This is a genomic window from Streptomyces ambofaciens ATCC 23877, from assembly GCF_001267885.1.
GTDB lineage: Bacteria > Actinomycetota > Actinomycetes > Streptomycetales > Streptomycetaceae > Streptomyces > Streptomyces ambofaciens.
The window spans coordinates 359,024-377,537 of record NZ_CP012382.1 but is presented as its reverse complement, the minus strand read 5'-3'; the positions used below and the strand labels follow the sequence as shown (position 1 = coordinate 377,537).

Sequence of the window (18,514 nt, the reverse complement as noted above, 5' to 3'; positions counted from 1 at the left end):
GTTGAGGAGAGCCAGCGTGAGAGCGACCCAAGACCTCTACGAACTCGGCGATGCGCCCGACATGGGCACCGTCCCGCGGAAGATGTACGCCTCGCTCATCCGTCGCGAGCGTTACGGACAGCCCGTCGACGCCTTCCGGACCGAGGTGGTCGACGTGCCGCCCGTGGGCCGCGGACAGGTCCTGGTGAAGGTGATGGCCGCCGGGATCAACTACAACAACGTCTGGGCGGCCCTCGGTTCGCCGCTCGACGTGATCGCCGCCCGGCAGAAGGCGGGCGCCACCGAGGACTTCCACATCGGCGGCTCCGACCTCTCCGGGATCGTGTGGGCGGTCGGCGAGGACGTGCGCGGGGTGCGGCTCGGCGACGAGGTCGTGGTCCTCGCCAACCGCTGGGACGAGAGGGCCGAGGACGTCCGCCTCGGAGCGGACCCCACCTGGTCCGCCGGCCAGCGGGTGTGGGGCTACGAGGAGAACTACGGCTCCTTCGCCCAGTTCGCGGTCGTCGACGACTACATGTGCCACCCGAAGCCCGCCCGGCTCTCCTGGGCGGAGGCGGCCTGCTACATGGCGACCGCCGCCACCGCCTACCGTCAGCTCTTCGGCTGGCCCCCGCACACGGTGCGCCCCGGCGACCCGGTGCTGATCTGGGGCGGCGCCGGCGGTCTGGGCTGCATCGCCATCCAGCTCGTCCGACACGTCGGCGGCATCCCCGTCGCGGTCGTCTCCAGCGAGGAACGCGGCGAGTTCTGCCTCAAGCTGGGCGCCGAGGGCTGGATCGACCGGCGGGACTTCGATCACTGGGGACGGCTGCCGGACACCTCGGACGAGGAGGCGATGGGCCGCTGGCTCTCGGGCGCCCGCGCCTTCGGCCGGCGCCTGTGGGACGTGCTCGGCGAGCGGCGCGGCCCGCGCATCGTGCTGGAGCACTCCGGCGCCGACACCGTCCCCACCTCCCTGTACCTGTGCGACAACGGCGGCATGGTCGTCCTGTGCGGCGGCACCACCGGCTACAACGGCGACGTCGACCTGCGCTTCCTGTGGATGCGGCAGAAGCGCCTCCAGGGGTCGCACGTCGCCACCGCCCGGGAGGCACGTGAGGTCACCCGGCTCATCGACCAGGGCATCATCGATCCCTGCCTGTCCCGGACCTTCGACTTCGACGAGATCGGCCTCGCGCACCAGCTCATCCACGACAACCGGCACCCGGCCGGGAACATGGCGGCGCGAGTCGGGGACCGGATGTGAGGTCCGCTGTGGCGGCGCACCGGACGGGGTGATTCGCACACCGCCCGAGGGGTACCTGCGGCCGGGAACGACACACGCACGATCCCGGGAGGTACCCCATGGGCAAGCTGGGCGAGATGATGACCAAGGCCAAGCAGATGGCCAAGGGCCACCCCGACCAGGCCGACAAGGGCGTCGCGGGGGCCGAGCGAACGGTCGACCAGCGCACGGGTGGCAAGTACGACGCCCAGACCGACAAGGCCGCCGACGCCGCGCGGCGCTCCTACCGTGACGGCGGTCCTGCGGGCCGCTGACCAGGCACGGCGGGCTGCCCCCCCGGTGCGATGCGCCGGGGCGGCAGCCCGTGCTCAGTCGTGGGTGCCCGCGCGGCCGAGGACGTAGCTGAACACCCCGGCCCCGACGCGGACCACCCGCACCCGCACGGCGTGGGCGGGGTCCGCGCGCAGGCGCACGAGCAGGGCGTCTCCCGACGGGCACACGCGCAGATCCCGCAGGCTCCCCGCCGACCAGGGCGGAGGCTGTCCCTCGGGGACCGTTCGGTGCCGGCCCCTGGGCCCCTGCCGGCGCCGGCCGTTGTGCGGTGCGGCGGCCGGGTGCTCGCAGCCGGGTCTCGCCTGGCGCTCGTGCGGAGGCCGGGCCTGTAGCTCGTCGACCGGCCCGGCCTTCTGCTCGTCGACCGGCCCGGCCTGGCGGCCGTTCAGAGGCCCGGCCCGGCGCCCGTCGACCGGTCCGGTCTGGTGGCCGTTCAGAGGCCCGGTCTGATGCTCGTCGGTCGGCCCGGCTTGATGCTCGTCGGTCGGCTCGGCCTGTTGCCCGTCGACCCGCCCGGCCTGGTGCCCGTTCACGGACCCGACCTGGCGTATGTTCACGGGCCCGGCCTGGCGCCCACCTACCGGCACGACCAGGCCCCCGCCCTCCATCACGGCCGGACGGCCGCCCCCGGGCACGGTCAGGCGCTCGCCTCCGGGCACGGCCAAGGCCTTCCACGCGGCCTCCTTCGCGGAGAACAGTGCGGTGACCGACCAGGCCGTGCCCGCCGGCCGGGCGGGGAAGCGAGACAGCCCCTCCTGCTCCTCCTGGCCGAGGAGCTCCTCCTCGTCGGCCCGCAGCACCAGCCGTGCCGCCGCGCGGGGGAGGGGCCGCAGTTCCAGGTCGCAGCCGAGCGGCACGGCGGCCCCCGGCGGGCGGGCCACGGCGACGGCGACGCCGGCGCTGTGCGAGATCGACGCCGCCCGGCCGGGCGGGAACACCGGCAACCGCCCCGAGCGGGGTATCTCGCCGCAGTCCAGACCCACCGCGCGCAGCGCCCGCCGGGCGGCCCGACGGCCCGCCAGGAACTCCAGCCGGCGGCGCGCTGGCATCGACGCCGCCGCGGCCGCCTCGGCAGGCCCCGCCGGTTCCGGACAGGGCTCCGAGACGGCCGCGACACCCAGACCGAGCCCGGCGGCGGCCAGCAGCGGACGCAGTTCGGACAGTTCACGTTCCGCCGCCGGGTGACCGCCGCCGCTCACACCCGCAGCAACTTTTTGATGATCTTGCCGGCGGGGTTGCGCGGCACCTGCTCGATGAACTCCACCCGCCGCGGACGCTTGTAGGGCGCGAGGAGCCCCGCGACATGCGCGAGGAGGGCCGCCGTTCCCAGCTCCGCGTCCGGCTCCGGGACGACGTACGCCAGCGGCACCTCGCCGTAGTCCTCGTCGGGCATGCCGACGACCGCCGCGTCCCGGACCGCCGGGTGGGACATCAGGGCGCGCTCGATCTCCGAGGGGTAGACGTTCTGGCCCGCCCGGATGATGACGTCCTTCGTACGGTCCACCAGGCTGATGCGCCCCTCGTCGTCCATGAAGCCGAGGTCGCCCGTCCTGATCCAGCCGTCGGCCGTGATCTCCCGGGTGGCCTCCGGGTCGTTCCAGTAGCCCTGCATGACACCCGGTCCGCGCACCACGATCTCGCCGATCTCACCGGGCGGAAGTTCCCGGCCGCCCCCGTCCACCGCGCGGGCCGACATGCCGGGCACGACGCGTCCGCACGGAATGCGGGCGGCGACGTCCCCGGGGGCGGGGTGTTCGTCGGGGCCGAGGGTGACGAACGGGCCGCCCACCTCGGTCATGCCGTACACCTGGCGGAAGCCGCAGCCCAGCCGTTCGACCGCCTCGGCGTACACGTCGAGCGGCATCGGCGCGGCGCCGTACAGGACCTCCCGCAGACTGGACAGGTCGGCGCGCCGGGACGCCTTGGCCTGGAGCATGAAGCGCAGCATCTGCGGCACCAGCCACATGTGGGTGGCGCCGTGCCGCTCCACCGCGGTCAGCGCCCGCTGCGGGGTGAAGCCGGGCATCAGCACGACCGTCGCGCCGGCCGCCAGATAGGTCAGGGACACGACCATGCTGCCGTGGTACAGCGGGCAGCAGTTGACCATGACGATGTCGTCGGTGGGCCGGGCCATCACGAGCCAGCCGAGGGCGATCGCCCGGAACGACCCGCCGTCGACGGTGACGCCCTTGGCCTGTCCGGTGGTCGCCGAGGTGTGCAGCACGGCGATGGGGTCGGTGTCGGCGACGTCCGGCAGGTCCCGGTCGGCGGCCAGGGTGCCCAGCGCCGTGAAGGAGGGTTTGTCGAGGGCCAGCCTGATCCGCACCGAGGACGGCAGTTCGGGATGCCGGTCCAGCAGGTCCGACTCACCGATGACGGCCACCGCCCCCACGCGCTCGACGATCCCGGCGACCTCGGGCTCGGCCAGGCTGTGGTTGAGCGGCACGAACAGTGCCCCGAGGCGGGCGAGCGCGAAGTAGCTCTCCAGGACCTCGATCCGGTCCTTGGAGAGTACGGCGACCCGGTCACCCCGCTCGATGCCCAGTTCGGCCAGCCCGCGCGCCAGTTCCAGGGTGCGGTCGTGGAACTCGGCCCAGGTGACGCTGCGTTCCTCGTCCACCAGCGCGGTCCGGCCGGGCCGACACTGCCGGTTGCGCTCCAACAGCTGTGTCAGCCACATCACGCACCGCCGCTCGCACCGGCGGCACCGCCGACACCTGCCGTGCCACGCGTCCCGGCGGGGGCGTGCTCGGCCACGAAGCGCTCGTAGTCGGCGATCGTGTGCAGCCCCTCCATGTCCTCGGCGGTGATCTCCACGCCGAGCCGCTGCTCGACCAGCAGCACGAGGCGCACGAGGTCCCCGGAATCGATGCCGCTGGCGGCCAGGTCGACGTCGTCCCCGATCTGGTCGGCGTACTCGGCCGTGCCCGTGAGTTCGACCAGCAACTCCCTGATGGTGCTCATGGTTTCCCCTTTCGCCTCGGCGTGCCGGCCGCCGCGGTTCTCGAATGACACCCCCTCAAGAGGCGGACACGGCGCCGTTCCACTCCCCGGGCCGACCCGTGAGCTTTGTCACGCGCCCGAACCTCGCGTCACGGGGATAGCCGGGCCGCCCGCCCGGCCTCTTACCGCAACGAAACGATCCGTTCCGCCCGGCCCTTCGGTCGGACGCGGGCGGTCACGAGGCGAAGGAGTGATGCGAGTGCCCAGGCAGCCGGTACGGGGCCGGGCCCCGGGGCGGGGCCCGACGCGCCGCGCCACCACGGCCGCCGGCGCCGGACACGCGGGCGGCGCCCGATGAGCGCGCCGACCCTCGCCGGTACCGCGGACGACCAGGAGGCGCTCGCGCGCTTCGAGGCGCTCGTCGCCGACGGCGGGACGATCGAACCGCGCGACTGGATGCCCGACGGATACCGCCGCATGCTCGTCCGCCAGATCGCCCAGCACGCCCACTCCGAGATCATCGGCATGCAGCCGGAGGGCGCCTGGCTCACCCGTGCCCCGTCCCTGCGGCGCAAGTCGGTGCTCATCGCGAAGGTCCAGGACGAGGCCGGCCACGGCCTGTACCTGTACTCCGCCGCCGAGACCCTCGGCGTGGACCGGGCCGACCTGCTGGACGCCCTGCACCGCGGCCGGCAGCGCGCCTCCGCCACCTTCAACCACCCCGCGCTCACCTGGGCCGACACCGGCGCCATCGCCTGGCTGACGGACGGCGCCGCCGTCATCAACCAGGCGCCCCTGTGCCGCACCTCGTACGGACCGTACGCCCGCGCCATGCGCCGCGTCTGCCAGGAGGAGGCCTTCCACGTACGGCAGGGCTACGACCTGATGCGCGCGCTCTGCGAAGGGACCCCCGAGCAGAAGGAGATGGCGCAGGACGCGGTGAACCGGTGGTGGCTGCCGGCCGTGGCCCTGATGTTCGGTCCGCCCGACACCGAGGCGGACGGCGTCGACGCGCGGACCGCCGCGCTGGGCGCCGCCGTCTCCCGCCGCGCGAGGGCCTGGGGCATCAAACGCCACACCAACGACGAGCTGCGCCAGCGCTTCGTCGACACGTGCGTCCCGCAGGCCGAACGCCTCGGCCTCACCCTGCCCGACCCGGCGCTCCGCTGGAACGAGGAGCGCGGCCACTACGACTTCACGCCCGTCGACTGGAACACCTACCGCGAGGCACTGGGCGACGACACCCACTGGTCGCGTCAGCGCGTCGCCCACCGCCGGGCCGCCCACGAGGACGGCGCCTGGGTCCGCGAGGCCGCCGCCGCGTACGCCGCCCGGACGGACAGGGCGGAAGGAGAGGCCGGATGAGCGGGGCACGGGAGGGCACTCCGGCTTCCTGGGAGGTGTTCCTGAGGGGACGCCGGGGCCTGGCCCACCAGCACGTGGGATCGGTGCGCGCGGCCGGTCCGGACGCGGCGCTGGCCGCGGCCCGCGACCTGTACACGCGCCGGGGCGAGCCGCTCTCCCTGTGGGTGGTCCGTTCCGACGCCGTGCACGCGGCCTCCCCGGACGAACGCGACCCGTACTTCGCGAGCGCCCGGCACAAGCCGTACCGCTACCCCGAACACTTCGCACCGCTGACCGAGGAAGGCCCCGAAGGTGAGCACCACCAGTGACGTCAGGGGAGTGCGCCCGGGCCTCCCGCCGGACCAGCCCTCCTGTTCCGCCGCCGACCTGTCCCTGCACCTGCTGCGTCTCGGCGACGACGCCCTCGTCCTCGGACAGCGCCTGTGCCAGTGGATCACCCGCGCGCCCACCGTCGACGAGGACCTGGCCCTGTCCAACATCGCTCTCGACCTGATCGGCCACGCCCGCGCCCTGTTCACCCGCGCCGGAGCGCTCGACGGGACCGGACGCACCGAGGACGACTTCGCCTACGCCCGCTCGGACCGCGAGTTCACCAACGCCCTGCTCACCGAACTCCCCAACGGGGACTTCGCGACGACCGTGGCCCGGCAGCTCGCCTACACCCACTACGCCGTCCTCTTCTACGAGGCGCTCGCCCACAGCGCCGACACCGAGCTCGCCGCGTTCGGGTCGCGCGCCGCCAAAGAGGTCGCCTTCCACCGGATGCACGCGGACCGCTGGACGGTGACGCTGGGACGCGGCACCGAGGAGAGCGCCCGCCGGATGCGGCACGGCCTGGAGCGGGTGTGGCCGTACACCGGCGAACTCTTCGAGGAGGACGCCGTGCTGCGCCGCCTGGCCGCCTCCGGTACGGCGCCCTCCCCGGCACCGCTGTACGAGACGTGGCTGTGGCAGGTCACCGCCGTCGTCGCGGAGGCGGGACTCACCGCGCCCACGCCCACCTGGTCGGCCAGGGGCGGCCGTGCGGGCCTGCACACCGAGGAGTTCGGACCGCTGGTCGCCGAACTCCAGTCGGTGCGGCGCCAGTTCCCCGGAGGCACCTGGTGAGCGGGTCCGCGCAGGCCGAGGTCCGGCTCTCCGCCCCGGAGGTGCGGGAGAGGGTGGGGGCGCTCCCGGACCCGGAACTGCCGGTGATCGGTCTCGGCGACCTAGGTGTGGTGGGCGCCGTCGCCCCGGGCGCCGACGGTGTGCTGGAGGTGGAGATCACGCCCACCTATCTGGGTTGCCCCGCGCTGCCCGAGATCACGGCCGCGGTACGGGAGGTCCTGATCGCCTGCGGCCACCCCGAGGGCCGCGTACGGCAGGTCCTGGCCCCGCCCTGGACGACGGACCGCATCACCCGCGAGGGCCGGCGCAAGCTCGCCGCGCACGGCATCGCACCGCCCGCGTCCCCGGCCCCCGACGGCGCGGTCCCCGTCGAACTGGCCGGTGTGCCCTGCCCGCGGTGCGGCTCCCGGGCCACCCGGCCGCACAGCCCCTTCGGCCCCTCCCGCTGCCAGTCGGTGCTGTGGTGCACGGCGTGCCGTGAGCCCTTCCCCCACATGACCGCGTTGTGAGGCACACCGTGAACACCGCCACCATCGCGTCGTCCGTCCCGGCGGCCGACCCCGCCCATCGCGTCCGCCGCCACCGGCTCCGCGTCACCGAGGTCCGTCACCTCACCGTCGACACCGTGGCCGTCACCCTCGACGTCCCCGACGCCCTGCGTACCGTCTTCACCCACCGCCCCGGCCAGCACGTCACCGTCCGGCGTCCCGAGGCCGGCACCGAACCGCCCCGCAGCTACTCGATCAGCCCGCCCCCGAACGCCCCCGACAGGCTCCGACTGGTGATCAGGCGCGGCAGCCCCGACGGCTTCGGCGTCCACGCCGCCACCCGGCTCACTCCCGGCGACCACCTCGAACTCTCCCCACCCACCGGCGCCTTCGCCCTGCCGGAGCTGCCCGGCGCCCACCACGTCCTGATCGCGGGGGGCTCCGGCATCACGCCGCTGGCCCCGATGGCCGCCCACGCGCTGCGCCACGACCCGGCCTGCCGCGTCACCCTCGTCCACTCGGTGCCCACCTCCGCCGACGCCTTGCTGGCCGACGAACTGGCGGAACTCAAGGACGAGTTCGTCGACCGGTTCACCGTCCTGCACGTGCTGACCCGCGAGGACCGGGGGAGGGGGAGCGACGGCCCGCTCGCGCGGCGGCTCGACGCGGCCGGGCTGGGCCGCCTGCTGACGGCCCTGGACGCCGGCCCCGGCACCACGTACGCCCTGTGCGGTCCGCCCGGCCTCGTCGACACCGTGCGGGGAGTCCTTGCGGACCGGGGCGCCGATCCCGCACTCGTCCGCCGAGAGCTCTTCACAGCGGCCGGCACGGCATCGCGCCCCACGGAGGCACCCGGGGGAGCGGTACGCGCACCCCGGTCCCCGCGGGCATCCGGACGGGCGCCGGAGGCGCCTTCGGCCCGGGTCACCGCCCTGCTCGACGGGCGCCGCCGCGACGCCGCCGTCCTGCCGGGCGACACGGTCCTCCTCGACGCGCTGCTGCGTGCCCACCCCGATGTGCCGTACGCGTGCCGCGAGGGCGTGTGCGGAAGCTGCCGCGCCCGAGTCGTCGCCGGTCAGGTGGCGGCGGACCGCCAGTACGCCCTGGACGACCGCGACCGTGCCGCCGGCTACACGCTCGTCTGCCGGGCCCGTCCCCGTTCCCCCGAGATCGCCCTCGACTTCGACACCTGACCCCCACCCGCCTCGCCCGCCCCCCTCCATGCCCCCTCACCTAAGGAGCCCCACGATGACCACCGCCGCCCGCCACGACGGAAAGACCGCCCTGGTCACCGGGGGCAGCCGCGGCATCGGCAGAGCCGTCAGCCGCCGCCTGGCCCGCGAGGGCGCCCTGGTGGCGGTCCACTACGGCCACGATCTGACGGCCGCCGAGCGGACCGTCAAGGAGATCGAGGCCGACGGCGGCCGCGCCTTCCCCGTGCACGCGGAACTCGGCGTCCCCGGCGACGCCGACACCCTGTGGTCCGCCTTCGACCGGGCCCTGGCCGAGCAGGACGCACCGACGGGACTGGACATCCTCGTCAACAACGCCGGCATCACCGTCCCCCGCAGCATCGCCGACGTCACCGAAGCCGACTACGACCGGGTCTTCGCGGTCAACACCAAGGCGCCGTTCTTCATCATCCAACGCGGGCTGGACCGCCTGCGCGACGGCGGCAGGATCGTGAACATCTCCTCCGTCGCGACCCGCGTCGCCTTCCCGCCGATCGTCTCGTACACCATGACCAAGGCCGCCCTCGACTACCTCACCCTCGCCCTGGCCCAGGAGCTGGGCCCCCGAGGCATCACGGTCAACGCCGTCGCCCCCGGCTACACCGAGACGGAGATCAACCCCACCCTCGCCGTCCCGGAGATCCGCCGCAGGTACTCCGAGGCCTCCACGTTCGGCCGGCTCGGCGACCCGGTGGACATCGCCGACGTCGTCTCCTTCGTCGCCGGCGACGACGCCCGCTGGGTCACCGGCCAGTGGATCGACGCCTCCGGCGGCGCGCACCTCGGTGTGTGACCCGCACGCACCCCTAGGAGAAGCGATGAACGACAGCACGACCACACTCGGCGAGCCGGTGACGGACGACGCCCTGACCCGGCCGTTCCAGGGTGCGAGCCCCTACGACACCTACGTGCACGCCTCCGTCCTCAACTCCCTCCAGCAGCCGCTCACCGAGGCCCCGGACGAGATGGGCTTCCTCGTCACCACCCAGGTGATGGAGCTGTGGTTCACCCTGATCGTGCACGAGTGGCGCACGGCACGGGTGGCCTTCGCCAAGGACGACCTGCCCGCCGCCCTGGACGCCCTGACGCGCAGCCGCCGCGCGCTGACCGCCCTGGGCGGCGCCTGGGCGCCCATCGCCGCGCTGACCCCGGCCCAGTTCAACGGCTTCCGGGCCGCGTTCGGCAAGGCGTCGGGTTTCCAGTCGGCGATGTACCGGCACATGGAGTTCCTCCTCGGCGACAAGTCGTCCAGGCTGCTGCGCGCTCACCGGGGAGACCCGGCCGTCCACGAGGCGCTCGCCGAGACCTACCGGGAACCGTCCCTGTACGACGAGGTGCTGGCCTACCTCCACCGACAGGATCTGCCCGTCCCGCGCCACGTCCGCGAGCGCGATGTGACCAGCCCCTACACGAGCGACCCGGGGGTCGTGGAGGTGTGGCGGCGCGTCTACGCCGGGCCCCGGCACCACCCCCACCTCTCACTCGGCGAACTGCTCACCGACATCGCCGAACTCGTCACCCGCTGGCGGTTCGAGCACGTCCTGGTCGTGCGCCGCGCCATGGGCGCCAAACCGGGCAGCGCCGGTTCCGCCGGGCTCACCTGGCTGGAGCAGCGGGCGGCCCGCCCGGTCTTCCCCGAACTGTGGGAGGCGCGCGGTGACGTCTAGGGCCATCTCCGCCTTCGCGGCCGAGGAGGAACGGCGCGTCCTGAGCCTGAAGCCGGTGCTGGCCCCGGCGCACGGCCGCTACGGTGACCACCCCCACCAGTCCTACGACGCCTGGCCGTCCGACGACCCCGACGCTCCGCTGGTGATCCTGCTGCACGGCGGCTACTGGCGCTACGACCGGATGCACCTGACCCCGTTCGCGGCGTACCTGTCCCAGCAGGGCTTCGACGTGCTGCTCCCCGGCTTCCGGCGGTCCGGCGGCGCCGGCGGCTGCCCCGAGACCTTCGACGACGTCGCCCGCGTCGTGGACACCCTGCCCGAAGGACGGCCCTACGTCCTGGCGGGCCACTGCTCCGGCGGCCACCTGGCGCTGTGGTGCGCCGCCCGGGGGCTGCTGCCGCCCGGTTCCCGCTGGCACACGCGCACCCTGCCGACGAGCGTGCTCGCCCTCGCACCGCTCACCGACCTCACCGCCACCCGCCGCGACCGCCTCAGCGACGACGCCGCCCTCCAGCTCCTCGGCGGCGAGCAGCATTTCGAGAAGTGGCTGCCCGAGGTCGACCCCCTGACCCTGCTGCGCGACGCCGGCACCACCGGTGTGCCCACCGTGCTGCTGCACGGCGCTGCCGACGAGGAGGTCCCGCTCAGCCAGTTCAGCGACTACGCCGCCGTCCACCGGGACCTGCGGACGGTCGTCCTGCCCGGCACCGGCCACTACACCCTCATCGAGCCGGGAGCACCCGGCGCCCGCGCGGTCGCCGGCACCCTCCGGGAGATGGCGGCCGCCTTCACCCCGGGACGCCCCGGCCGCGCGGGCGAGGAGGCCGCACGCCGATGACCACCGCACCCTCCGTGCCCGCCGCCCTGTACGAGCGGGCCGCGCGACTCGACGCCGACGACGCCCTGGCTCCCCTCCGCGCCCGCTTCCTTCTCCCGCCGGACGTCGTCTACCTGGACGGGAACTCCCTGGGTCCGCTGCCCGCCGCCGTCCCGGCCGCCCTCGACGACGTGGTCAGGCGCCAGTGGGGCGCCGGCCTCATCGGCTCCTGGAACGCCGACGGCTGGTGGGAGGCACCCCTGCGGGTGGGGGACACCGTCGGCGCGCTCATCGGAGCCGCGCCGGGGCAGACCGTGGTGGGCGATTCCACCAGCGTGCAGTTGTTCACCGCGCTCGACGCCGCGGCCGAACTCCGTCCGGACCGTCCGCTGCTGGTCACCGACCCCGGACACTTCCCCACCGACCGCTACCTGGCCGACGCGGTCGCCCGCCGCCGGGGCCTGGAGGTGCGGCGGGTCCCACCGGCCGCTCTTCCGCACTTCCTCGCCGCCGAGGGCCACCGGGTCGCCGTCGTCAGCTACGCGCCCGTCGACTTCCGCACCGGCGAGCTGTACGACATGCGGACGCTGACCGGCGCCGCCCACGACGTCGGCGCGCTCGCGCTGTGGGACCTGTGCCACGCGGCCGGCGCCCTGCCCCTCGACGTCGACGCCCTCGACGTCGACCTGGCCGTCGGCTGCGGCTACAAGTTCCTCTCCGGTGGCCCCGGCGCGCCCGCCTTCCTCTACGTGGCGCGCCGCCACCACGCCTCGCTGCGGACCCCGTTGCCCGGCTGGACCGGTCATGCCGATCCGTTCGGCCTGGCCGACGAGTACGCGCCCGCCTCAGGCATCGCCCGCGCCCGCATCGGCACCCCGCCGATCCTGTCCCTGCTCGCCCTCGAAGCGGCCCTCACCGCCTTCGACGGCGTCGACCTGACCCAGGTCCGCGCCAAGAGCCTCTCCCTGACGGACTACTTCCTGCGCTGCGCGGACGAACTCCTCACCCCTGTGGGCTTCACCTCCGTCACTCCGGCCGAGCCCGGCCGCCGCGGCAGCCAGGTCAGCCTTCGCCACCCCCATGCCCGCGCACTGGTCGTCGCCCTCGCCGAACACGGCGTGATCGCCGACATGCGCGCCCCCGACCTGCTGCGCTTCGGCGTCAACGCCCTCTACACCAGCCACCGCGACCTGCTCACCGCCGCGCTGCGCCTGCGGGACCTCACTCGGCGGGCCGCCTACGACCCCGCGCCGCCGACCGTGGGCCCGGTGACCTGACGGACGCCCGGCCGTCGGGCCCCTCAAGGGCGTCGAGGGCGCCCGGCCGGCGGAGCGTTCGGCGAGGTGGCCGCGCGGGCGCTGCGACGGCGGGGCTCATCCGGCCGCGGGCGGCGCGGCCAGTTCGGCGGCGATGCCGTCCAGCAGCGTGTCCAGGACCACCGGGTAGGCGCTGTGCGGCATCCGGGCCGCGAGACGGTCGGCCGTCGCGGCGATGTTCGGGTGGGTGGTGGCGGGCAGCCGGGCGTAGAGGGAGCCCCACATGTCCTCGTCGGCCTTGTGGGCTTCCTCGGGCAGCGCCAGTGAGCCGGCGTCCAGCGCGGCGAAGGCCAGGGTCAGATCGATGAAGGCGTGGTAGAAGCGCACCGCGGCCCGGTCCCCGAGACCGGCGCTCCGGAGCAGGCCGAGAATCGCCTCGTCCACGGCGATCTCGCGGGGCCGCCCGCTGACCCGGCTGGCGGTGAGCACGGCGGCCTGGGGATGGGCGAGGTAGGAGGAGTGGAGGGCCACGCCGAGGGAGCGCAGGTCCCCGCGCCAGTCGCCGTGCGCCGTCCATCCGTCCAGCGCCCGCCCCATCAGCTCGTTGCCGACGGCCCGCGCCAAGTCGTCCATGCCGCCGAAATACCGGTAGAGAGTGCTCGGGTCGGCACCGAGCGCCGCGCCCAGACGCCGGGCGGTCAGCCCGCCGGTGCCGTGCTCGCGCAGCACCCGCAGCGCGGTCTCCACGATGAGCGCCTCGGACAGGACCGCACCCTGCCGTGTCGGTCTGCGCCTGCGCCGCGCCTCCTCCGGCACCACCTTCTTGGGCATCGGTCGCTTCCCCTCCGCCATCGCGGCGAACCACCGCGAGCCTTATGCCAACGTGGTTGACCTTAAAGCAGGGCCCGCTGTTGCATCGACACCACCACGGAGGCGCCCGCCTCCGGTACGAAAGGTGTCAGTCATGCGAGTACTCCTCGTCGGCGCGGGCGGTGTCGGCGGCGCCGTCACCCGGATCGCCGCCCGCAGGGATTTCCTGACGCACATGGTCGTGGCCGACTACGACCTGTCCCGCGCACGGGCGGCGGTCGACGCGCTGCCGGGGCAGGGCGACCGGTTCAGCGCGCTGCGCCTGGACGCCTCCGACGAGGAGGCGGTGCGCCGGGCCCTCACCGCGCACCGGTGCGACGTCCTGCTGAACGCGACCGACCCGCGCTTCGTGATGCCGCTGTTCCGGGCCGCCCTGGCCGGGGGAGTCGACTATGTCGACATGGCGATGTCGCTGTCCGCCCCGCACGCCTCGCGGCCGTACGAGGAGTGCGGGGTGAAGCTCGGCGACGCGCAGTTCGAACTGGGTGAGCGCTGGGCCGCGTCGGGACGGCTGGCCCTGGTGGGCATGGGCGTGGAACCCGGCCTCTCCGATGTCTTCGCCCGCTACGCCGCCGACGAGCTCTTCGACGAGATCGACGAGATCGGCGTCCGCGACGGGGCGAACCTCACGGTCGAGGGTTACGAGTTCGCCCCCTCGTTCAGCATCTGGACCACCATCGAGGAGTGCCTGAACCCGCCCGTGGTCTACGAGAAGGAGCGCGGCTGGTTCACCACCGCGCCATTCAGCGAGCCGGAGGTGTTCGAGTTCCCCGAGGGGATCGGGCCGGTCGAGTGCGTCAACGTCGAGCACGAGGAGGTGCTGCTGATCCCGCGCTGGGTGGACGCCCGGCGGGTCACGTTCAAGTACGGCCTCGGCGACGCCTTCATCGCCCGGCTCAAGACGCTCCACGAGCTGGGCCTGGACTCGACCGGCAAGGTCACCGTGCCGGGCGAGGACGGGCCGGTGCGGGTCTCCCCGCGTGACGTGGTGGCCGCGTGCCTCCCGGACCCGGCGACGCTCGGCGACCGGATGACCGGCAAGACCTGCGCCGGCACCTGGGTCACCGGCACCAAGGACGGCCGGCGGCGCGAGGTGTACCTGTACCACGTGGTCGACAACCAGTGGTCCATGCGCGAGTACGGTTCGCAGGCCGTGGTCTGGCAGACGGCCATCAACCCGGTGGTCGCCCTCGAACTGCTCGCCACCGGCGTCTGGTCCGGCCAAGGCGTCCTCGGTCCGGAGGCACTGCCGGCCGGCCCGTTCCTGGACCTGCTCACCGCGTACGGCTCGCCCTGGGGTCTGCGCGAGGAGGTGTGAGCCGCGAGAGGCGGTGCGCCGGCGTGCCGTGCGGGGAGGGAACGCGCGCCAGGCGTCCCGGCGGCTCGCGGGGCCGGGACGCCAGTGCGGGACCCGCCGGGCCTACACGCGGTCGGCCGCGATCAGGACGTACTGGAAGGACCCGTCGCGGTAGGACTCGATGAACGCCTTCTCGATCCCGGTGACCAGCGAGGACGTGGCCCGCAGTTCCCAGTAGGGCAGGGTGTCCGGAGTGAGGTCGACGATGGTGTGCGGCACCAGCCGGTTGTCGGCCATGGCGCGCAGGTACTCGCGGCGGGAGTGGATGTTGCACTCGAAGTGGGCGTTGATCTGGGAGACCCACTTCGACGGCTGGCCGTAGCGGGGGTTCCAGCACCCGGTGATCGTCACGTACCGGCCGCCCACCTCGAGGAAGCGGGAGTGCTCGGCGAACAGGTCGTGCAGGTCGACGTACATCGTCGACTCGTTGTTCCACGAGGCCGCGATGCTGCCCTTGTCGAAGGGGGTGTCGAGCATGTTGCACACGCGGGAGCGGACGTGGTCCTCGATCCGCAGTTCTCGTGCGCGGGCGTTGCCGAAGTCGGCCTGGGAGGCCGACAGGGTGACGCCTTCGACCTTGCAGCCGAAGCGGCGGTGGGCCATGACCATGGACCCGCCGCGCCCGCATCCGGCGTCGACGAGCGTGTCGTCGGAGCCGATCGGACCGAGGTGGTCCATGAGGAACTCCGCCTGCGCCGACTCCAGCCGGTGCAGCTCGGCGATGAGCTTCTTCTCGTACTCGCTGTCCGCCGGGTCGCCGAGCGCGGCGTGGTCCACGGCGCCGATGCCGTAGTGGTGGTGGTAGAGCCCGTCCACGTCACCGAGGCGCAGGTTGACCGGCCGCGCCTCGTTGTTCCAGTAGCGGGCGATGTCCCCCTGGTAGGGCGTCGCCGGGGCCGGGATCTTCGCCGTGACGGTGGAGGTCGATTCAGTGGTCACAGATATGTCCGTTCTTTACCAGAAGTCGGGCAGGCTGTAGCGGTAGGTGTTGGTGCGGTGCCAGTCGTGGTTGCCGTCGACCCAGGCGGCCACGCCCTTGAGGAAGCGCAGCACGGTGGGCAGGGGGCAGGCCTTGGCGAGTTCGGCCGCGGCGGCCTCGAAGGCGTGCTGCAGTTCGTTGTGGACCTCGACGGCCTTCAGATAGGCGTCGCGCTCGGAGAGCCGCTCGCGTTCGGCGATCACCACCGGGAGGTTCAGGTGGCGGCCCGGGCTGTCGAGTTCCTTGGTGTACGAGTAGAGGTCGTTGACGATGGTGGTCGCGTTGCCGGCGAGGGCGATGACCCGTTGCATGTCCGGACGGGCGTGCAGGTCCGCGGGCAGCTCGTAGCCGCCGACGGTGTCGGTGATCGTCGGGCAGGGGCGGAAGTTGTTGAACTGGCGCATCGCCAGGTACTCCCACACCTCCGGAACGTGATCGGTCTGTGCCCAGGCGGCCTCGGCGAGGTAGCCCAGGTGGAGCCGGGCCATGTCGTGCCGGTAGCGGTCGGCCTGGGAGGGGGTGGCCGCGCGGACGAAGTAGTCCATCGCGCTGCGGTACGCCCGCCGCGGGGCGTCCGACGTGAGCGACTCCCGCCACGGCGGCGCGTACTCCGCGGTGGTGTGGAAGGGGTCGATCGCGGTGTGCGCGAGGAGGAGGCGTCCGCCGAGGCCGACGGGCGACCCGCCGTGGTCCTCGCAGTAGCAGTCGTCCACCGCGTTCTCCGCGACCATCAGCCGCGTCGCGAGCATCAGGTGGTCGACCGTCGGGGCGTCGGGGTGGCAGGCCACCATGTAACGGCCGACGGAGAAGCCGTCGAACTCCCCCTCCCAGTCCTCGGGGTAGAGCTGGACCTCGTCCTCGGCCCAGCGCTTGATCCGGCGGCTCACCTCCTCCACGCGTGCCGGGTCGGGCTCCGGGACGGGGTGGTGGTAGAGGCCGGGGACGGCCCGCCCCGCGGCGGGCTCGGCGGGAGCCGGAGACCCTGGAAGCGACGGGGGGTCGTGCCTGACGGACAGGGCGAGCGCAGCCGTGCCCGGGCCGGTCGGTCCGCGCAGGATCCGCTGGAGCGCGGAGCCGACGGTGGTCGCGTCAGGCGTGTCCGCTGCGGCGGAGGCAGACCCCGAGGGCGGTGAGGGGGAGGGAATCGGGACCGGGGGGTGCAGCGCTGCCAGGAATTCCGAGGCGGTCGGGGTGACCGCGACGTCCGGCGGCTTCGACGCCGGGGCGTCCGGCACGGTGGTGGCCGGCGTCGGCCGGTGGTCAGGGCTATGGGGTCCGAGGGGCCCGGAGTCGGGCATCGGCGGCTCCTTGCTGCGGTGAGGGCTCTGCGGTACGGGGGCGGGTGAGGCGTGAACCCGCGGCGGACCGGGACGTCAGCGCGGCCCGTGGGCGACCTGCACGTTCTCCATCACGCCGAGCGCGTCGGGCAGGAGCACCGCGGCGGAGTAGTAGGTGCTGACGAGGTAGGAGATGATCGCCTGTTCGTTGATGCCCATGAACCGTACGGAGAGCCCCGGTTCGTACTCGTCCGGCAGTCCGGTCTGCCGCAGCCCGATGACGCCCTGGTTGTCCTCGCCGGTACGCATCGCGATGATGGAGCTGGTCTGCTCCTTGCTGATCGGGATCTTGTTGCAGGGGAGGATGGGGACACCGCGCCAGGCGGGGACGGACTGGCCGCCGAGGTCGACGTGGTCGGGGTAGAGACCGCAGGCGCTGAAGCCGCGTCCGATGGCGGCGATCGTCCGGGGATGGGCGAGGAACAGTTTGGTGCCGCGTCGGCGGCAGAGCAGATCGTCCATGTCGTCCGGGGTCGGGGGACCGCTGCGGGGCTGGATCCGCTGTTTGAAGTCGGCGTTGTGCAGCAGCCCGAACTCGCGGTTGTTGATCAGTTCGTGTTCCTGGCGCTCACGCAAGGCCTCGACCGTCAGCCGGAGTTGTTCCTCGGTCTGGTTCATCGGACCGTTGTAGAGGTCGACGACCCGGGTGTGGATCTTCAGCACGGTCTGTGCGACGGAGAGCTCGTACTCACGGGGATTGAGTTCGTAGTCGACGAAGGTGTTTGGCAGGTCCGCCTCGCCGAAGTGGCCGGCCGACACGGCGATCTCGGCCTCACCGTGTTTGTTCTGCCGCTGCCGCCTGCGGGAGTCGTACTCCTCGACGTGGGCCCGGAGGTGTGGGGCGGACGCCTGGACCGCGGTGAAGTCGGCACGGGAGAGGGTCAGGAGAGTGCCGGCCGTCTCGGCGGTGACCGTGCAGTCGTGGCGGGCGTCGGAGTCCGACAGCGCGTTCTCCCCGAAGTGGTCGCCGTCCGCGAGTACCGCGAGGGCGACCTCTTCTCCGTACCTGCCCTCGGACGTCTGGCTGACCCGGCCGTGGGCGATCAGATGGATACGGCCGGCGGGACTGCCACGCTCGACGAGGACCTCACCCGCCGCGAAGTCACGCTGCGTGCAGCGGCCGGCGAGGGCGGTGAGCACGTCGATGTCCTCGAATCCGCGCAGGACGGCCAGTTCGGTGAGCTCCCGGGGGATCACCCGGACCGTGGCGCCCTCCTGGACGAACTCGACGCGCCCGTCGCCGAGGGTGTGGCGCAGCCGCCGGTTGACCCGGTAGGCGCCGCCCTGGGCCTCGACCCAGGGCAGCATCCGCAGCAGCCAGCGGGAGGTGATCTCCTGCATCTGCGGCGCGGACTTGGTGGTGGTGGCGAGGTTGCGGGCGGCTGCGGTGCTCAGGGACTGCTGCGGCGCGTCGGGTGTGGTCCGAGCTTCCGGGATGCTGTCGACGGACATCGGCGGGCTTACTCCTAGCACGACGGGTCGTGCGGCGCACACGGGTGCGCCGACCGGGAGACGGGGAGGGGGCGGGCAACGAGTGG

The 18,514-nt window shown here is 73.3% G+C and carries 19 protein-coding genes; 12 read left to right on the top strand and 7 right to left on the bottom strand.

The window, feature by feature from the left end:
- The first annotated feature begins 16 nt into the window (after window positions 1-16).
- Both ccrA and SAM23877_RS01775 read left to right on the top strand, forming a co-directional pair.
- Window positions 17-1,246 carry a crotonyl-CoA carboxylase/reductase gene (ccrA, locus tag SAM23877_RS01780; RefSeq protein ID WP_107408638.1) on the top strand — a complete coding sequence of 410 codons (1,230 nt, stop codon included), beginning with the start codon at window positions 17-19 and terminating at the stop codon, window positions 1,244-1,246.
- 98 nt (window positions 1,247-1,344) lie between these two features.
- Entirely contained in the window at window positions 1,345-1,539 is a 195-nt protein-coding gene (locus tag SAM23877_RS01775; RefSeq protein ID WP_053126211.1) for an antitoxin, read from the top strand.
- A 54-nt stretch (window positions 1,540-1,593) separates the two neighbouring features.
- Here SAM23877_RS01775 and SAM23877_RS41050 read toward each other — a convergent pair whose 3' ends face one another.
- Genes SAM23877_RS41050 through SAM23877_RS01760 form a run of 3 tightly spaced genes read right to left on the bottom strand, consistent with a single transcriptional unit; the run spans window position 1,594 to window position 4,522 of the window.
- Window positions 1,594-2,757 (bottom strand): hypothetical protein, encoded by a 1,164-nt coding sequence (locus tag SAM23877_RS41050; protein WP_244902895.1) that lies wholly within the window; start codon window positions 2,755-2,757, stop codon window positions 1,594-1,596.
- Window positions 2,754-4,238, bottom strand: a complete 1,485-nt coding sequence (locus tag SAM23877_RS01765; RefSeq protein ID WP_053126209.1) for a class I adenylate-forming enzyme family protein — start codon at window positions 4,236-4,238, stop codon at window positions 2,754-2,756. The genes SAM23877_RS41050 and SAM23877_RS01765 overlap by 4 nt, the downstream gene beginning before the upstream one ends.
- Window positions 4,238-4,522 carry an acyl carrier protein gene (locus SAM23877_RS01760; RefSeq protein ID WP_053126206.1) on the bottom strand — a complete coding sequence of 95 codons (285 nt, stop codon included), beginning with the start codon at window positions 4,520-4,522 and terminating at the stop codon, window positions 4,238-4,240. The genes SAM23877_RS01765 and SAM23877_RS01760 overlap by 1 nt, the downstream gene beginning before the upstream one ends.
- 333 nt (window positions 4,523-4,855) lie before the next feature.
- On the opposite strand from SAM23877_RS01760, the gene paaA reads away from it, so the two are divergent.
- From paaA to SAM23877_RS01715, 9 genes are read left to right on the top strand one after another with little or no spacing between them, the layout of a single operon-like run.
- On the top strand, window positions 4,856-5,866 hold the full coding sequence (paaA, locus tag SAM23877_RS01755) for a 1,2-phenylacetyl-CoA epoxidase subunit PaaA (RefSeq protein WP_053126205.1): 1,011 nt from the start codon (window positions 4,856-4,858) through the stop codon (window positions 5,864-5,866).
- A complete protein-coding gene (gene paaB, locus SAM23877_RS01750) occupies window positions 5,863-6,174 on the top strand; it encodes a 1,2-phenylacetyl-CoA epoxidase subunit PaaB (RefSeq protein ID WP_053126203.1) in 312 nt (103 codons plus the stop codon). The genes paaA and paaB overlap by 4 nt, the downstream gene beginning before the upstream one ends.
- A 58-nt stretch (window positions 6,175-6,232) precedes the next feature.
- A complete protein-coding gene (gene paaC / locus SAM23877_RS01745; RefSeq protein WP_425314779.1) occupies window positions 6,233-6,973 on the top strand; it encodes a 1,2-phenylacetyl-CoA epoxidase subunit PaaC in 741 nt (246 codons plus the stop codon).
- Window positions 6,970-7,482: a 1,2-phenylacetyl-CoA epoxidase subunit PaaD gene (gene paaD / locus SAM23877_RS01740; protein ID WP_053126201.1), complete on the top strand. Its 513-nt coding sequence runs from the start codon at window positions 6,970-6,972 to the stop codon at window positions 7,480-7,482. The genes paaC and paaD overlap by 4 nt, the downstream gene beginning before the upstream one ends.
- A complete protein-coding gene (locus SAM23877_RS01735) occupies window positions 7,479-8,654 on the top strand; it encodes a ferredoxin--NADP reductase (protein ID WP_107408637.1) in 1,176 nt (391 codons plus the stop codon). Before paaD ends, SAM23877_RS01735 begins: the two co-directional genes overlap by 4 nt.
- Before the next feature lie 55 nt (window positions 8,655-8,709).
- Window positions 8,710-9,486, top strand: coding sequence for an SDR family oxidoreductase (locus SAM23877_RS01730; RefSeq protein ID WP_053126199.1), 777 nt, complete (start codon window positions 8,710-8,712; stop codon window positions 9,484-9,486).
- Between the two features lie 25 nt (window positions 9,487-9,511).
- Window positions 9,512-10,360 carry a tryptophan 2,3-dioxygenase gene (locus SAM23877_RS01725; protein WP_053126197.1) on the top strand — a complete coding sequence of 283 codons (849 nt, stop codon included), beginning with the start codon at window positions 9,512-9,514 and terminating at the stop codon, window positions 10,358-10,360.
- Window positions 10,350-11,198 (top strand): alpha/beta hydrolase family protein, encoded by an 849-nt coding sequence (locus SAM23877_RS01720; RefSeq protein ID WP_053126195.1) that lies wholly within the window; start codon window positions 10,350-10,352, stop codon window positions 11,196-11,198. The genes SAM23877_RS01725 and SAM23877_RS01720 overlap by 11 nt, the downstream gene beginning before the upstream one ends.
- Window positions 11,195-12,454, top strand: coding sequence for a kynureninase (locus SAM23877_RS01715; RefSeq protein WP_053126193.1), 1,260 nt, complete (start codon window positions 11,195-11,197; stop codon window positions 12,452-12,454). Before SAM23877_RS01720 ends, SAM23877_RS01715 begins: the two co-directional genes overlap by 4 nt.
- Window positions 12,455-12,550: 96 nt before the next feature.
- Here the strand turns inward: SAM23877_RS01715 and SAM23877_RS01710 are convergent, their stop codons facing one another.
- Entirely contained in the window at window positions 12,551-13,264 is a 714-nt protein-coding gene (locus SAM23877_RS01710; protein ID WP_053126191.1) for a TetR/AcrR family transcriptional regulator, read from the bottom strand.
- Between the two features lie 133 nt (window positions 13,265-13,397).
- Between SAM23877_RS01710 and SAM23877_RS01705 the strand changes: the two genes are divergently transcribed.
- On the top strand, window positions 13,398-14,621 hold the full coding sequence (locus tag SAM23877_RS01705) for a saccharopine dehydrogenase family protein (protein ID WP_053126189.1): 1,224 nt from the start codon (window positions 13,398-13,400) through the stop codon (window positions 14,619-14,621).
- A gap of 102 nt (window positions 14,622-14,723) precedes the next feature.
- Here SAM23877_RS01705 and SAM23877_RS01700 read toward each other — a convergent pair whose 3' ends face one another.
- From SAM23877_RS01700 to SAM23877_RS01690, 3 genes are all read right to left on the bottom strand, one after another.
- Complete coding sequence (locus SAM23877_RS01700; RefSeq protein WP_053126187.1) at window positions 14,724-15,599, bottom strand: geranyl diphosphate 2-C-methyltransferase; 876 nt, start codon at window positions 15,597-15,599, stop codon at window positions 14,724-14,726.
- A gap of 15 nt (window positions 15,600-15,614) precedes the next feature.
- Window positions 15,615-16,937, bottom strand: coding sequence for a family 2 encapsulin nanocompartment cargo protein terpene cyclase (locus tag SAM23877_RS01695; protein WP_053126184.1), 1,323 nt, complete (start codon window positions 16,935-16,937; stop codon window positions 15,615-15,617).
- 75 nt (window positions 16,938-17,012) lie between these two features.
- Window positions 17,013-18,428: a family 2B encapsulin nanocompartment shell protein gene (locus SAM23877_RS01690; RefSeq protein WP_053126178.1), complete on the bottom strand. Its 1,416-nt coding sequence runs from the start codon at window positions 18,426-18,428 to the stop codon at window positions 17,013-17,015.
- Window positions 18,429-18,514 lie beyond the last annotated feature (86 nt).